The following is a 13,667-nucleotide window of genomic DNA, read 5'->3' as shown; positions in this document are numbered from 1 at the left end:
CCCATGAGCGCCACGAAGTGGGAGTACGCCACGGTTCCGTTGCTGATCCACGCGACCAAGCAGATCCTCGACCAGTGGGGTGAGGACGGCTGGGAGCTGGTCACGGTGCTGCCGAACCCGAGCGGGGAGCAGCACGTCGCCTACCTGAAGCGGGCCAAGGCATGAGCTGGGGCGAGCGTCTGGCCGAACTGGGGATCGAGCTGCCGAGCGTCCCCGCGCCGGTGGCTGCCTACGTGCCGGCTGTCCGCAGCGGGTCGCAGGTCTACACCTCGGGTCAGGTGCCGTTCGTCGAGGGCAAGCTGCAGGCGACCGGCAAGGTCGGGGCCGAGGTGAGCCCGGAGGAGGCCAAGCGCTACGCGCGGACGGCGGCGCTGAACGCGCTCGCGGCGGTGGACGCGCTCGTCGGTCTCGAATCGATCGTCCGGATCGTGAAGATCGTCGGGTTCGTCGCGTCCGCGGAGGGGTTCACCGGCCAGCCGGCTGTGATCAACGGCGCGTCCGAGCTCTTCGGCGAGATCTTCGGCGACGCGGGCGCGCACGCCCGCTCGGCGGTGGGTGTGGCCGAGCTGCCGCTGGGGGCACCGGTCGAGGTCGAACTGATTGTCGAGGTGAGCTGATGGACCCGGATATCGAAGCCTCGTGTCATGAGCTGTTGCTGCGGCTGGCCGGCCGCATGCCCGACCGCCTGCTCTGGCGTTACCGGGACTGGCTGGGCGAGGGCGCGATGTCGACCTTGGCTCGAACCTTGCCGCGCACGCTGCTCAAGCACAACATCGATCTCGACCAGCCGGAATACCGCCTGCTCGTGGCGGGTCTCGTGCCGCACGGCGCGGACTGGCACCAGGTGAGTTCGACCCTGGGGGTGGACGAGGTCGGCGAGAACCGGTACACATTCACCCCGAGTGCACCCGATCAGGTGAACTCGGTTGACTCGGTGTCCGCGCTCGTCCACGCCACCCTGCGGGGCCGGCCGGACGTCGGCGAGGTGCGGCAGAGCTGGCGTCAGCGCACGGGGGAGGAATCCAAGCGCGTGCTGCTGATCACGGCCCTGTCGGGACTGCCGAGGCTGACCGGGGAGCTGCAGCGGGTCCTGCGGGTGCTGGGGGACGAGGAACCCAGCGTCGAGGTGATGCCGCCGCGGTTCGAGCTGCCGGAGTACCACCAGGCCGCACTGGCGAGCTCCGAGCTCGTCTGCGTCGGTGCGGTGGACACCGGGAACCGGCTCGTCGCCGCGTAACGGCACTCCTGCCGAGCTGGAGGGAGAAGCTAGATGGTGGACGTCCACGACGGGATCGCGGGCGACGGGTTCGCGGTGCCGTTGCGGCTGCACAACCTGTTGCTGGGGCTGGCAGGCCGCCTGGACGACAGCCTGCTGTCGGAGGCGCGTGAGCTGGTCGCGCGAGCGCGCCTCGACGAGGCCGCCGAGCTGACCACGGGCGCGCTGATCGCGGGCCGCCTGCCGGTCCGCGAGGCGGAGCGGCACGAGCTGGCGCTGGTCCTGGAGCTGACGCGGTCGGACGCGACGCTCGCCGACCAGCTGGTGGTGAACGACCCGGAGGCCGAGACCGGCGTCGTGCACCGCTTCACCGGCGACGACCAGCCCGAGCAGGGCATCGCCGACGCGCTCGACCGCACCCTCCAGGTGCTGCCGGACCTGCGGTCGGTGCACGCGGTGTGGCGCAACACCCCGGCCGGCAGCGTGCCGGGCCCGCTGCCGCAGCGCGTGGTGCTCGTCGAGATCGGCCCGGAGGGCAACCCGCCGGCCGCCGCGTACCGCATCGACGCCGCCCTGCGGCGCGCCGGGATCCGGTCGGTCGTCGAGGTCACCGGGCCGTCCACCGAGCGCTCCCGCTACCACGAGCAGGCGCTCACCGCGGCCACCGCCGTCTGGCTCTCCGGCGGGGCCGTCCCGTCGTCCGCTCCCACGGCGCCGGCGCAGCGCCAGGGCTCCGGCCGGCATGTGGCGCACGCCACGGTCGCCGCCGGGGACGAGCCCGAGGAGCCCGAACCTCCGGCCGCGCCGGAGACCACCACCACCGAAGTGGCCGCCGAGACCGAGACGACCGAGGTCGTCCGGTCCCCGGGCGGGCCGGGCCACATGTTCAAGCCGCGCGAGGAGGGCCCCGAGCCCAGCCGCGTGGAGAACACCATGGACATGACGTCCGAGGAGGTCGCGCAGCTGCGGGCGCAGCTGGCGGCGGAGGACGGCGAGAAGCCCAGAGCCGTGGCTTCGGCGACGATCGGCCCGGGTGAAGTGATCGAAATCCCGGAACTCGACCTCAACGACCCGCAGCTGTCCGAGCGCGACCGCCAGCTCCTGCGTGAGCTGCACGCCGAGCTCGCCGAGCGGGAACGCGCCGAGGCCGCCAAGGTGCGGGCCAACGGTTCCGGGCGGCCCGAGGACGACCCGCGCTGGGTCGACGGCTTCTCCGGTTCCTGATTACCCCGTAAGTTGCCTCGTGTGGTGCAACTTGATTTCCGGATCCCGGGGAGCATGAACTTCTCCGACGCGGTGCCGGCCGAACCGGCCGTGCCCCGCGACGCGGCGACGGTGCTGTTGCTGCGGGACGGCGACGACGGTCTCGAAGTCTTCCTCCAGCGGCGGGTGAACGCGATGGCGTTCGCCGCCGGCATGACGGTCTTCCCCGGCGGCGGGGTGGACCAGCGCGACGCCGACGCGACGATCGCGTGGGCCGGGCCGCCCGCCACCGACTGGGCGAGCTGGTTCAACGGGACCGAGCAGGTCGCGCGGGCCCTGGTGTGCGCGGCGGTGCGGGAGACGTTCGAGGAGTCCGGGGTGCTGCTCGCCGGCACGGCCGACGAGGTGGTCACCGACACCGCGGAGTACGCCGGGGCGCGGGAGGCGCTGGTGTCGCGGGAACTGTCGCTGGCCGACTTCCTGGCGCGCGAAGGGCTGACGCTGCGTTCCGACCTGCTGCGCCCGTGGGCGCACTGGATCACGCCGGCGCAGGAGAAGCGCCGCTACGACACCCGGTTCTTCGCCGCGATCCTGCCCGCCGGCCAGGAGGCCGACGGCAAGACCACCGAGGCCGAGTCGTCCGGCTGGTGGCGCCCGGCCGACGCGCTGGCCGACGCGGAGGCGGGCCGCAGCACGCTGATGCCGCCGACCTGGTACACCCTGAGCGAGCTGGCGGAGTTCGGCACGGCCGCGGAGGCGCTGGCCAGCGAGCGCACGGTCGAGGCGATCATCCCGAAGCTGATCCGCGAGGGCGACGTGATCCGGGTGGTCGCGGAATGAGCCACCCCGCGTACGGCGTGCGCCGCGAGGTCTCGCCTTCCGCCGCGGTCGTGCTGGAGAACAACCCGTCCACGATGACGCTGGAGGGCACGAACACGTGGGTGCTGCGGGCGCCCGGCTCGGCCGAGTGCGTCATCGTCGACCCCGGCTACCAGGACCTCGATCACCTGTCGCTGCTCGCCGAGCAGGGGCCGGTGGCGGTGATCCTGCTCACCCACCACCACCCCGACCACGTCGAGGGCGCGCCGTGGCTGGCCGAGCGGGTGCAGGCGCCGGTGCGGGCCTTCGACGCGGCGCTGTGCCGGGACGCGGGCCCGTTCGCCGACGGTGACGTGATCTCCGCCGGGGGTTTGGACATCGAGGTCCTGCACACGCCCGGCCACACCGGCGACTCGGTGTGCCTGCGCGTCGGCGACCAGGTGCTGACCGGTGACACGATCCTCGGCCGCGGCACCACGGTGCTCACCGACCTCGGCGCGTACCTGGACTCCCTGCGGCGGCTGATCGAGCTGCCGTCCGGGCTGCTGGCGCTGCCCGGGCACGGCCCGGAGATGGCCGACCTGCGGGCGGTCGCGCAGGAGTACCTGGACCACCGCGAGCAGCGGCTGGCCCAGGTGCGGGCGGCGCTGGAGAAGCTGGGCGCGGACGCCACCGCGCGCCAGGTGGTGGAGCTGGTGTACGCGGACGTGGACCGGGCGCTGTGGGCGCCCGCCGAACACAGCGTCAACGCGCAGCTGGCGTACCTGCGGTCCCACCGGCCTGGGTGAGGCCGCTCCGCGCGGGCGGCGCGGTCGTAGCGCAGGTTGTGCAGGGCCGGTGTGTCCGCGTCCGGCAGCCACAGGACCCGCCGTGCGCGCCGGCTCGCCGGCCAGCGGCACGAACACCACGCCCGAGCGGCGCAGGCTGTGCGTCGAACGGGCCAGCTGGAAGATCCCGACCCCGGCGGCCACCAGCCCGAGCAGGCTCGGCACGCTGGACGATCTTCAGTCGGCCCGCCGGAAGTCCTCGTCGTACTCGCGGTGCCACGGCGGCCACGAGCCGCGCTCGGCCAGCACCCAGGGTTCGTCCGCGAGGTCGGCCAGCGTCAGCTCGTCCAGACTGGCGAGCGGGTGCCCTTCCGGCAGGACGGCGCACACCTGCTCGACCGCCAGCGCGCGCGGCGAGCCCGTCGACCAGCGACGGGCGGCTGAACGCGGCGTCGTAGCGGCCGTCGCGCAGCCCCGCGACGAGGGAGGAGACCGAGGTGTCCTCGGTGCGCGGCCGGACGTCTGGGTCGCGCTCGCGGAAGGCGTCAGCCGCTCGACGGCCGTCTAGGGCACCAGGACCTGCTCGCGCGGTGCCTTCACCGTGCCGCGCAGCAGGTACACCACCGCGGCGATCACCAGCGCCGCGGCCGTCGCGGCGAGGAATGCCGTCGACGGGCCCGAGTGCTCGACCAGGTAGCCGCTGACCGACTGCCCGAACGCCAGCCCCAGCGTCACCGCGGTCAGCACCCAGCCGAAGGCCTCGGCCGCGGTGCCCTTCGGCGCGACCAGTTCGATCGCGGCCGAGTGCGTGGCCGACTGCGGGGTGATCAGCGCACCGGCGGCGAGCATCGCGATCGCGAGGCCCCACAGCGTCGACGGCCAGGCCAGCAGCGCCACGAGCACCCCGAACCCGGCCAGCAGCACCGGCAGGCGCAGCGACATCTCCCGCGGCCACGGCCGCAGGCTGTAGGCCACGCCGAACGCGACCGAGCTGACCGACCACACCGACAGCAGCACCCCGCCGAGCGCCGGTTCCCCGGCCTCGGTGGCCGCGGCGGGCACGGCGACCTCGACGAACCCGATCACCACACCGAACCCGAGTGCGGCCAGGGCGAGGGTGCGCATGCCCGGGCTGCTCAGCGCGCCCAGCAGCGACCGGTGCGTCCGGCCGGCCGGTCCCCACGCCCGCACGGCCGGGCTCAGCGCGAACAGGGTCGCGCCGACCACCATGCACGCGCCGCCGGCCACCATCCCGGTGCCCGGCCACGGCGCGGCGACCAGCAGACCGGCCAGGCCGGGGCCGAGGATGAAGAACACCTCCATGCTGATCGCCTCGTAGGCGTAGGCCGCGTTGCGCGTCGCCTCGGCGGGCACCAGCCGTCCCCACAGCGCCCGCGAGGCCGAACCGACCATCGGCTCCGTGATGCCGATCCCGAACGCGAGCGCGACGAGCACCGGGGTCGCCGCGTGGGCCTCGATCGCGAGCGAGAGTGTCACCAGGATCACCGCGAACATCGCCGCGGTGGACAGCAGCGGGCGCGTCGGGCCGAAGCGGTCGATGAGCCTGCCCTGCACGACCGACCCCACCGCGACGCCGACGAGCGAGCTGGCCGACACCAGCCCGGCGACGGCGAACGACCCCATCTCCTGCTGCACGTAGAGCAGCGCGGACAGGCCGATCATCGCGATCGGCAGGCGCGCGAGGATGGACGCGATCACCGGACGGGTCGCGCCCGGCGTGGTCAGGGCAGCACGGTAGTCGGCGAGGGAAGTCTGGGACACGCGTACCAGTATGCCTCAGACTGGTACGCCGGTACCAGTTGATTACCGCTCAGGTCTCGGTTCGGTAACGGCGGGACTTTTTCGCCGGACCGACGCAACGAACCCGCAACGGGCGCGTCTGTGAGGGTGAACGGCCTTGAACTTCGGGGTACTGGCCGTGGCAAGGTTGACAAATAGATATAGCTCCCTCCGGCGAAGGGTCGGGGCCAGAACCGGAGGGCGGGGAGCGCGGTCTGTCGGGGGATGGCCCGCGCGAAATGCAAAGGAACCGGTGCGCCACGTCGGGGGTGGCGCCCGGTTCCTTTGTTTTTGCTGGTGTGGCGCTGGGTCAGCGGGCGCGGCGGGCCAGCCGCTCCGGGTCCAGGATCAGCACTGACTTGCCCTCGAGCCGCAGCCAGCCGCGGTGCGCGAAGTCCGCCAGCGCCTTGTTCACGGTCTCCCGCGAGGCGCCGACGTACTGGGCGATCTCCTCCTGCGTCAGGTCGTGCGTGACCCGCAGGATGCCGGCCTCCTGGCTGCCGAACCGCTGCGCCAGCTGCAGCAGCGCCCGCGCCACGCGGCCCGGGACGTCGGTGAAGATCAGCTCGGCGACCATGTTGTTCGTCCGGCGCAGCCTGCGGGCGATGACCCGCAGCAGCTGCTCGGCGATCTCCGGCCGGTTCGCGATCCACTTGCGCAGCGACGGCCGGTCCATCGACACCGCCCGCACCTCGGTGACCGTCGTCGCGGTCGAGGTGCGCGGGCCGGGGTCGAAGATGGACAGCTCGCCGAACATGTCCGAGGGACCGGCAATCCACAGCAGGTTCTCCCGGCCGTCGGCCGACTTGCGGCCGATCTTCACCTTGCCGGACAGGATGATGTACAGCTTGTCGCCGGGCTCGCCCTCGGAGAAGATCACATGACCCCGCGGGAACTCCACAGTTTCCAGGGTCTGGGCGAGCGCCTCAGCCGCGGCCGGCTCCACCCCCTGGAAGATGCCCGCCCGGGCCAGGGTCTCGTCCACCTCGTGCCTCCTCGTCGGTGGCGACCGTGTTCCCGCGAACCGGGGCGTGTCGCCGATCACTTGCGTGCAGTCTAGGCCGTTCGGACGAGATCGCCTCAGGGCACGCCGAGGACAGACCGATCACCGCCCGGCCGGGCGAGGGCGATCTCGCTCCGAGGGAACAGCCTAACTGTCGCGCGAAGCGCGTCCGCTGAGGGTGGTGGTGGGCGACGGGTGGGACTAACTGTCGCGCGAAGCGCGTCCGCTGAGGGTGGTGGTGGGCGACGGGCGGGAGTAATCGTCGCTGAATCGGTTGAGGTCAGCGGGTCTTCCGGGGGCGCAACTTGGCCGCGCGACCACCCAGGCGGCGCAGCCGGAACAGCTCCAGCGCGCGACCGATGCCGTGCCCGTAGAGCGCCCTGACCTCGTTGGGCCGGGCCTGCTCCAGGAACTCCTCGACCTCTTCCTCCTGGACCGCGACGTGGCGCAGCCGGTGCTCAACTCGCTCCATCGCCAGCGCGAAGAACATCATCACGAGTGGCACCGCTACTACGAACCAGACAGTCATCGGTTCTGATCCTCGCTCATCACGGGTTCGGGGGTGGTGTCCGGGGTCCGGCGTGTCGGCTTCCGTAGGCTAGCGGCGTGCCGAATGCGTCTCGTGTTAGCCCCGCCAAGGGGGAAGAGAGCCGCCTCGCGCTCGTGAGACGCGCACGCCGCATGCTCCGTTGCCTGACCGAGGCGTATCCGGACGCACACTGTGAGCTGGACTTCACCACGCCGCTGGAGCTGCTGATCGCGGTCGTGCTGTCGGCGCAGACCACGGACGTGCGGGTCAACGAGGTGACTCCCGCCCTGTTCGCCCGCTACCGCACCGCGGCCGATTACGCCGGCGCGAACCGCACCGAGCTGGAGGAGCTGATCCGGCCCACCGGCTTCTACCGGGCCAAGGCCAACTCGCTGATGGGGCTGGGCGCGGCGCTGGTCGAGCGGTTCGGCGGCGAGGTGCCGCGCAAGCTGGACGACCTGGTCACGTTGCCCGGCGTCGGCCGCAAGACCGCGAACGTCGTGCTCGGCAACGCCTTCGACGTGCCCGGGATCACGGTCGACACGCACTTCGGCCGCCTGGTGCGCCGCTGGGGCTGGACCGCGGAGGAGGACCCGGTCAAGGTCGAGCACGCGATCGGCGAGCTGATCCCCCGCAAGGAGTGGACGATGCTCTCGCACCGGGTGATCTTCCACGGCCGCCGCGTCTGCCACGCCCGCAAACCGGCCTGCGGCGCGTGCCCGCTGGCCCGTGACTGCCCCTCCTTCGGCACCGGCCCGATCGAGTTCGAGGAGGCCGCGAAGCTGGTCAAGGGCCCGGAGCGGGACCACCTGCTCGCGATGGTGACCCAGCGGTGACGACGGCGACCAGGTGGGCGCTCGCGGCGGGGGTGCTGGTGCTCGCGGTGATCATCGCGGTGCTGCCGCAGGTGCGGTCGGACGACACGCCCGCGGGCCCGGACCTGACCGCCGCCCGGGCCGCCGCCGCGCTGGCGCCGTGCCCGTCCGGCACCGGCGAGGTGGCCCAGCTGGCGGGCGTGCGCGCGGAGTGCCTCGGCGACGGGTCCACCGTCGACCTGGGCAGCGCGCTGGCCGGCCAGGTGACGCTGGTCAACGTCTGGGCCACCTGGTGCGAGCCGTGCCGGACCGAGCTGCCCGTGCTCCAGCGGTACGCGGACGAGCCGGGCGCGGCGCGGGTGCTCACGGTGCAGGTCCAGAGCAAGCCGGACGACGGGCTGGCGCTGCTCGCCGAACTCGGGGTGCGCCTGCCGACCGTGTTCGACGGCGACGGCGACGGCGACGGCGGGACCGGCCCGGTGCGCGGCGCGCTGAAGGTGCCGCCCGCGTTGCCCACGTCCTACCTGGTCACCGCGGACGGCCAGGTCCGCCTCATCGAAAGCCCACGCACCTTCACCGATCCTGAGCAGGTGCGTGAGGTCGTGCGGAGGCTGTCGTGAACGGACCGCTCGTCGAGCCGGCGTCGGTGCCGGACTGGCTGCGCCCGCTGGTCGAGATCAGCGGTGACCTCGACTCGACCGCGTTCACCCGGTTCACCCCGCCCGAGGACGAGTTCACCCGCGCCGCGTCGGTGCTGATCCTGTTCGGCCACGGCGAGCGCGGACCGGACGTCCTGCTGCTGCGCCGCGCCGACACGCTCGGCTCGCACGCCGGCCAGGTGGCTTTCCCCGGCGGCGGCGCCGATCCCGAGGACGCCGACGCGGTCGCCACCGCGCTGCGCGAGGCCGAGGAGGAGACCGGGGTCGACCCGTCCGGGGTGCGGCCGGTCGCGGTGCTGCCGGAGCTGTTCATCCCGGTGTCCCGGTTCGCCGTGACGCCGGTGCTCGCCCACTGGCACGCGCCCTCGCCGGTGCACGCCGTCGACCCGGCGGAGACCGCGGCGGTGGCCCGGGTGCCGCTGGCCGACCTGGCCGATCCGGCCAACCGGTTCCAGGTGCGCCGGTCCGGCACCACGTACCAGGGGCCGGCGTTCACCGTGAACGGTTTGTTCGTGTGGGGCTTCACCGCGGGACTGCTGACCGTCCTGCTCGAACTGGGCGGCTGGGCACGTGAGTGGGATCGCGGCGACGTCCGGGATCTTGACGTAGCGTTGCGCGATCATCTGCTCGCGACCGACTGAGGAGACGCGGTGAACTGGGTCGACGTCCTGGTCATTCTGCTGGCGCTGGTGGCGGCGGTCTCCGGCGCGCGTCAGGGCGTCGTGATCGCGTTGCCCGCGCTGGTGGGCGTGATCGGCGGTGCGATCCTCGGCATCCGCATCGCGCCGTGGGTCGTCGAGCTGTTCGAGAACCCGGCCGCCAAGGTCGCCTTCGCCGTCGCGACGGTCGTGTTCCTGGTCGCGCTCGGCGAGACGCTCGGCGTGTGGCTGGGGCGGCGGTTCAAGTACGCGGTCAAGCGGCGGGTCAACACCGACAAGCTGACCGGCATCGACCAGACGCTCGGCGCGATCGTGCAGGCCGTCGTGGTGTTCGTGGTGGCGTGGCTGATCGCGGTGCCGCTGACCGGGGTCGCGGCGCTGCCCGGCCTGGCGCGCGCGATCAACAACTCGACGGTGCTGGGCACGGTCGACAAGGCGATGCCGCCGGCCGCCGAGGGTCTGCCCAGCGAACTGCGGAAGCTGCTCGACGTCTCCGGATTCCCGTCCATTGTGGACCCGTTCCAGAAGACGCAGATCAACGACACCGCGCCGCCGGACACGACGCTGCAGGACAGCGCCGTGGTGCAGCAGCTGCGCGGGAGCGTGCTGAAGATCCGCGGCACCGCCGAGTCGTGCTCGCGCACGCTGGAGGGCAGCGGGTTCGTGATCGCGCCGCAGCGGGTGATGACGAACGCGCACGTAGTGGCGGGCACGGAGACGACGGCGGTGGAGACCTCGGCCGGCCGGCTGCCCGCGCGGGTCGTGTACTTCGACCCGGAGGTCGACGTCGCGGTGCTCGCGGTGCCCCGCCTGGAGGCGGCGCCGCTGAGCCTCGCGCCCGAGCCGGCGAAGGCGGGTGACAGCGCGATCGTCCTCGGCTACCCGCTGGACGGCCCCTACCGCGCCACGCCCGCCCGCATCCGCAGCGAGATCACGCTGCAGGGCCCGGACATCTACGATTCGCGCACCGTGCGGCGGGACGTCTACACCGTGCGGGCGCAGGTGCGCAGCGGCAACTCGGGCGGCCCGCTGGTGGATCCGCAGGGGCAGGTCGTCGGCGTGGTGTTCGGGGCTTCGGTGGAGGACTCCGACACCGGCTTCACGCTGACCGGCAACCAGGTGCGCCCGGTGATCGAATCGGCGCCGTCCCTGAGCGCGCGGGTCTCCACCGGCGCCTGCGCCGCCTGACCCCCCGCGAGTCCCACGCTCCCGTCCGCGAGTCCCACGCTCAGGCGCGCGAGTTCTGCGTTCGCGGCCGCGAGTTCCACGCTCCGGGCGGCGAGTCCCACGCTCGCGCCCGCGAGTCCCACGTTCCCGGCCGCGAGTTCCACGTTCCCGGCCGCGAGTTCCACGTTCAGCCGCGTGAGTTCCGCCCGCCGTCTGCCGCCGTCAGGCCTTCGCCAGGAAGTCCAGCAGCGTCTTGGTCGTCTCGGCGGGTGCTTCGAGCTGCGGGAAGTGGCCGACGTCCGCCAGCTCCTCCAGCGCCGAGTGCGGCCCCCGCCACGGCGCGGACGCCCGGGCGGTCTCCGGCAGCACACACGGGTCCGCGGCGCCGTGGATCTGCAGCACCGGCGCCGCCACCCGGGTGCCGACCGCGTCCGCGAACCGGCGTCCTTCGCCGCGGAACTGGGCCCGGAACGCCCACCGGTAGTACTCCAGCGCGCTGTGCGCCACGCCCGGGATCCGCACCGCCTCGCGGAACATCGCGGCGCTGGTGTCGAAGTCGGCGGTGGCCGTCCACCGCGGACCGGACCAGGCGCGCAGCAGGGTCTCCAGGTTGGCCCCGTCGTCCTCGGTGAGCCACCGCTCCGGCGCCATCGGCACCTGGAACCGGAACAGGTGCGCCAGCGCCCGCGTCTGGTTGGACCGCTTGCGGCGGAACGCGGTGCGGGCGAGCGCGCTGCGCAGGGCCAGCGGGTGGGCCCCACCCAGCACCGTCACCGACGCGACCACCCGCGGGTGCAGCGCGGCCGCGGTCCAGGCCAGCAGCCCGCCCCACGCGTGCCCGACCAGGTGCGCCTGCCGTTCGCCGAGCGCGCGGACCAGGCCGGCGACGTCACCGGCCAGCGTCCAGGCGTCGTAGCCGCGCGGGGGTTTGTCCGAATCGCCGTAACCACGCAGATCGGCCGCCACCGCGTGGTAACCCGCGTCGGCCAGGGCGGTGAGCTGGTGCCGCCAGGTCCACCAGAACTGCCCGAAGCCGTGCAGGAACAACACCAGCGGCCCGTGCCCGGCCTCGGCGACGTGCAGCCGGATGCCGTTCGCGGACACGTCGCGGTGCGCCCAGGGCCCGTCGATCCGGACGATGGACGGGTCGGGCGGCGTCACGGTCGCGACTGAGCGGTTCAGCTGTGTTCGGGGACGGTGTCCCGGCGCGGCTTGAGGGCCGCGGCGGTGTCCTTGACGCTGGTGATCGTGCGCTCCGGCGCCCGGATCTTCTTGACCTTGCGCCAGCCGAGCAGGCCGAACAGGCCGGCGACCAGCAGCATCAGCAGGAACACGATGCCGAACGCGGCCCAGCGCTTGAGCCACTCGGACAGCAGCTCGCCGAGGAAGAAAAAGAAGAAGAACGAGCTGTAGAGCCCGATCACCCCGGCGACGATGAAGAAGACGCTGCCCTTGACGCCCTTCTTGACCTCGCCCACGACCTCGGACCTGGCCAGCTCGACCTCGGCCCTGACCAGGGTGGACAGGTGCTGGGTCGCCTGGCTGACGAGGCTCCCGATCGACTGGCCGTCGGCGGAGGACTCGGCCTCCGGGCTCAGCGGGATGTAGGGCACGGCCCCGTGGGCATCCCGACCGTTGCGTTCGTGCTCCTGGCTGCTCACGGGGGTCATCGTGCCAGAAGACCCCACCCGGGGCTCGGTTAGTCCTCCGCAGCGGCGTGTACCTTGTTCCGCCGCACCAGCATCGCCGCCCCGGCCAGCGAGCACACCGCGGAGGCCAGCAGCACCGCGGTGCGGGCCAGTTCGCTCGCCTCGCCCTCCAGCGCGAGGTCGGCGATCAGCAGCGACACCGTGAACCCGACGCCGCCGAGCAGCGACAACGCCGCGATGTCCCGCCAGCCGACCCCGCTCGGCTTCTCCGCGAGCCGCAGCTTCACCGCCGCGAAGCAGGCCCCGAAGATGCCGACCGCCTTGCCCACCACCAGCCCGAGGAACACCGCCAGCGGCACGGCCTCGGTGAACACGCGGCCGAGCGATTCGCCGCTGACCGCGATCCCGGCGGCGAACAACGCGAACACCGGCACGGCCACCGCCGCCGACCACGGCTGCAACCGGTGCTCCAGCCGGATCGCCGGCGCCTCCTCCTCACCCTGGTCCGGGCGCACCCGCGTGAGCAGGCCCAGCGCGACCCCGGCGATGGTGGCGTGCACGCCCGCCGAGTGCACTGCGACCCACACGACGATCGCGAGCGGCACGTAGATCCACGCCGTGCGCACGCGCTTGTACTGCAGGAACGCGTACAGCGCGAGCGACACCACCGCGACCAGCGCGGCCACCAGGTTGAACGACGTGGTGAACAACACGGCGATGAGGAAGATCGCACCCAGGTCGTCGACCACGGCCAGCGACAACAGGAAGACCCGTGCGCTGCTGGGCAGGTTGGACGCGGTGAGCGCCAGGACACCGAGGGCGAACGCGATGTCGGTCGCGGTCGGGATCGCCCACGCGCGATCCATGCCGGGCGCGCCGCCGCCGGCGATCAGGGCGACGACCGCGGGCACGACCATCCCGCCGAGCGCGGCGGCGATCGGCAGGACCGCCTTCTTCGGCCGGGACAGCTCGCCGACCACCAGTTCCCGCTTGAGCTCCAGCCCGGCGACGAAGAAGAACAGGGCCAGCAGGCCGTCCTTGGCCCAGTCGCCGACGGACAGGTCCAGGTGCAGCAGGTGCGGTCCGATGTGGAAGTCCCGCACCACCCGGTAGGACTCGCCGAGCGGGGAGTTGGCCCAGAGCAGGGCGATGGCGGTGGCGGCGAGCAGGATCATGCCGCCGGTGGTCTCGGTGCGCAGGTAACGCACGAACTCGGCGGCGGCTTGGCGCGGCTGGCCCACGAATGACTCCTCCGGGATCGATCGGGCTGTTGCCGACCAGACTTCCCGGCGCACCGTCAACATCATACCTTACGGGCCGGTAACAACATCCCGGGAAAGCGTCGTAGCATGTCACTCGCCAACGTTGTCTAGACCTCAAG

17 protein-coding genes are annotated in these 13,667 nt (G+C 72.6%); 10 read left to right on the top strand and 7 right to left on the bottom strand.

The window, feature by feature from the left end:
• The first annotated feature begins 3 nt into the window (after window positions 1-3).
• The 6 genes from sp36 to L1857_RS35270 are packed head-to-tail and all read left to right on the top strand — an operon-like array spanning window position 4 to window position 4,026.
• Window positions 4-165, top strand: coding sequence for a Sp36 family protein (gene sp36, locus L1857_RS35295; RefSeq protein ID WP_017985509.1), 162 nt, complete (start codon window positions 4-6; stop codon window positions 163-165).
• Window positions 162-617, top strand: a complete 456-nt coding sequence (locus L1857_RS35290; protein ID WP_094005560.1) for a RidA family protein — start codon at window positions 162-164, stop codon at window positions 615-617. Before sp36 ends, L1857_RS35290 begins: the two co-directional genes overlap by 4 nt.
• Entirely contained in the window at window positions 617-1,237 is a 621-nt protein-coding gene (locus tag L1857_RS35285; protein ID WP_094005561.1) for a hypothetical protein, read from the top strand. The genes L1857_RS35290 and L1857_RS35285 overlap by 1 nt, the downstream gene beginning before the upstream one ends.
• A gap of 33 nt (window positions 1,238-1,270) precedes the next feature.
• Window positions 1,271-2,440, top strand: a complete 1,170-nt coding sequence (locus tag L1857_RS35280) for a hypothetical protein (protein ID WP_094005562.1) — start codon at window positions 1,271-1,273, stop codon at window positions 2,438-2,440.
• A gap of 54 nt (window positions 2,441-2,494) precedes the next feature.
• A complete protein-coding gene (locus L1857_RS35275) occupies window positions 2,495-3,259 on the top strand; it encodes an NUDIX hydrolase (protein WP_094005563.1) in 765 nt (254 codons plus the stop codon).
• A complete protein-coding gene (locus L1857_RS35270) occupies window positions 3,256-4,026 on the top strand; it encodes an MBL fold metallo-hydrolase (RefSeq protein WP_116110180.1) in 771 nt (256 codons plus the stop codon). The genes L1857_RS35275 and L1857_RS35270 overlap by 4 nt, the downstream gene beginning before the upstream one ends.
• Before the next feature lie 216 nt (window positions 4,027-4,242).
• Here the strand turns inward: L1857_RS35270 and L1857_RS35265 are convergent, their stop codons facing one another.
• The 4 genes from L1857_RS35265 to L1857_RS35250 form a co-directional block, all read right to left on the bottom strand.
• Window positions 4,243-4,395, bottom strand: coding sequence for a LysR substrate-binding domain-containing protein (locus L1857_RS35265; protein WP_233157271.1), 153 nt, complete (start codon window positions 4,393-4,395; stop codon window positions 4,243-4,245).
• 174 nt (window positions 4,396-4,569) lie between these two features.
• On the bottom strand, window positions 4,570-5,787 hold the full coding sequence (locus L1857_RS35260; protein WP_116110181.1) for an MFS transporter: 1,218 nt from the start codon (window positions 5,785-5,787) through the stop codon (window positions 4,570-4,572).
• 328 nt (window positions 5,788-6,115) lie between these two features.
• Window positions 6,116-6,790, bottom strand: a complete 675-nt coding sequence (locus tag L1857_RS35255) for a Crp/Fnr family transcriptional regulator (RefSeq protein ID WP_017985500.1) — start codon at window positions 6,788-6,790, stop codon at window positions 6,116-6,118.
• A 298-nt stretch (window positions 6,791-7,088) separates the two neighbouring features.
• Entirely contained in the window at window positions 7,089-7,337 is a 249-nt protein-coding gene (locus L1857_RS35250; RefSeq protein WP_094005566.1) for a hypothetical protein, read from the bottom strand.
• A 152-nt stretch (window positions 7,338-7,489) separates the two neighbouring features.
• Between L1857_RS35250 and nth the strand changes: the two genes are divergently transcribed.
• Genes nth through L1857_RS35230 form a run of 4 tightly spaced genes read left to right on the top strand, consistent with a single transcriptional unit; the run spans window position 7,490 to window position 10,658 of the window.
• The gene (gene nth, locus L1857_RS35245; protein WP_094005567.1) at window positions 7,490-8,173 is read left to right on the top strand and encodes an endonuclease III; all 684 of its coding nucleotides are present in this window, start codon (window positions 7,490-7,492) and stop codon (window positions 8,171-8,173) included.
• Complete coding sequence (locus L1857_RS35240; protein ID WP_116110182.1) at window positions 8,170-8,772, top strand: TlpA family protein disulfide reductase; 603 nt, start codon at window positions 8,170-8,172, stop codon at window positions 8,770-8,772. Before nth ends, L1857_RS35240 begins: the two co-directional genes overlap by 4 nt.
• Window positions 8,769-9,452 carry an NUDIX hydrolase gene (locus L1857_RS35235; protein ID WP_094005569.1) on the top strand — a complete coding sequence of 228 codons (684 nt, stop codon included), beginning with the start codon at window positions 8,769-8,771 and terminating at the stop codon, window positions 9,450-9,452. Before L1857_RS35240 ends, L1857_RS35235 begins: the two co-directional genes overlap by 4 nt.
• Before the next feature lie 9 nt (window positions 9,453-9,461).
• The gene (locus tag L1857_RS35230; RefSeq protein WP_094005570.1) at window positions 9,462-10,658 is read left to right on the top strand and encodes a MarP family serine protease; all 1,197 of its coding nucleotides are present in this window, start codon (window positions 9,462-9,464) and stop codon (window positions 10,656-10,658) included.
• Between the two features lie 201 nt (window positions 10,659-10,859).
• Here L1857_RS35230 and L1857_RS35225 read toward each other — a convergent pair whose 3' ends face one another.
• From L1857_RS35225 to nhaA, 3 genes are read right to left on the bottom strand one after another with little or no spacing between them, the layout of a single operon-like run.
• Window positions 10,860-11,798 carry an alpha/beta fold hydrolase gene (locus L1857_RS35225; protein ID WP_116110183.1) on the bottom strand — a complete coding sequence of 313 codons (939 nt, stop codon included), beginning with the start codon at window positions 11,796-11,798 and terminating at the stop codon, window positions 10,860-10,862.
• Between the two features lie 17 nt (window positions 11,799-11,815).
• Window positions 11,816-12,298 carry a phage holin family protein gene (locus L1857_RS35220; RefSeq protein ID WP_094005572.1) on the bottom strand — a complete coding sequence of 161 codons (483 nt, stop codon included), beginning with the start codon at window positions 12,296-12,298 and terminating at the stop codon, window positions 11,816-11,818.
• Between the two features lie 38 nt (window positions 12,299-12,336).
• The gene (gene nhaA, locus L1857_RS35215) at window positions 12,337-13,590 is read right to left on the bottom strand and encodes a Na+/H+ antiporter NhaA (protein ID WP_429728325.1); all 1,254 of its coding nucleotides are present in this window, start codon (window positions 13,588-13,590) and stop codon (window positions 12,337-12,339) included.
• Between the last annotated feature and the right edge of the window lie 77 nt (window positions 13,591-13,667).

The organism is Amycolatopsis thermalba, from assembly GCF_023376025.1.
GTDB lineage: Bacteria > Actinomycetota > Actinomycetes > Mycobacteriales > Pseudonocardiaceae > Amycolatopsis_E > Amycolatopsis_E thermalba.
Note: the sequence above shows the minus strand (reverse complement) of the source record. Positions and strands in the feature narration are given on the sequence as shown.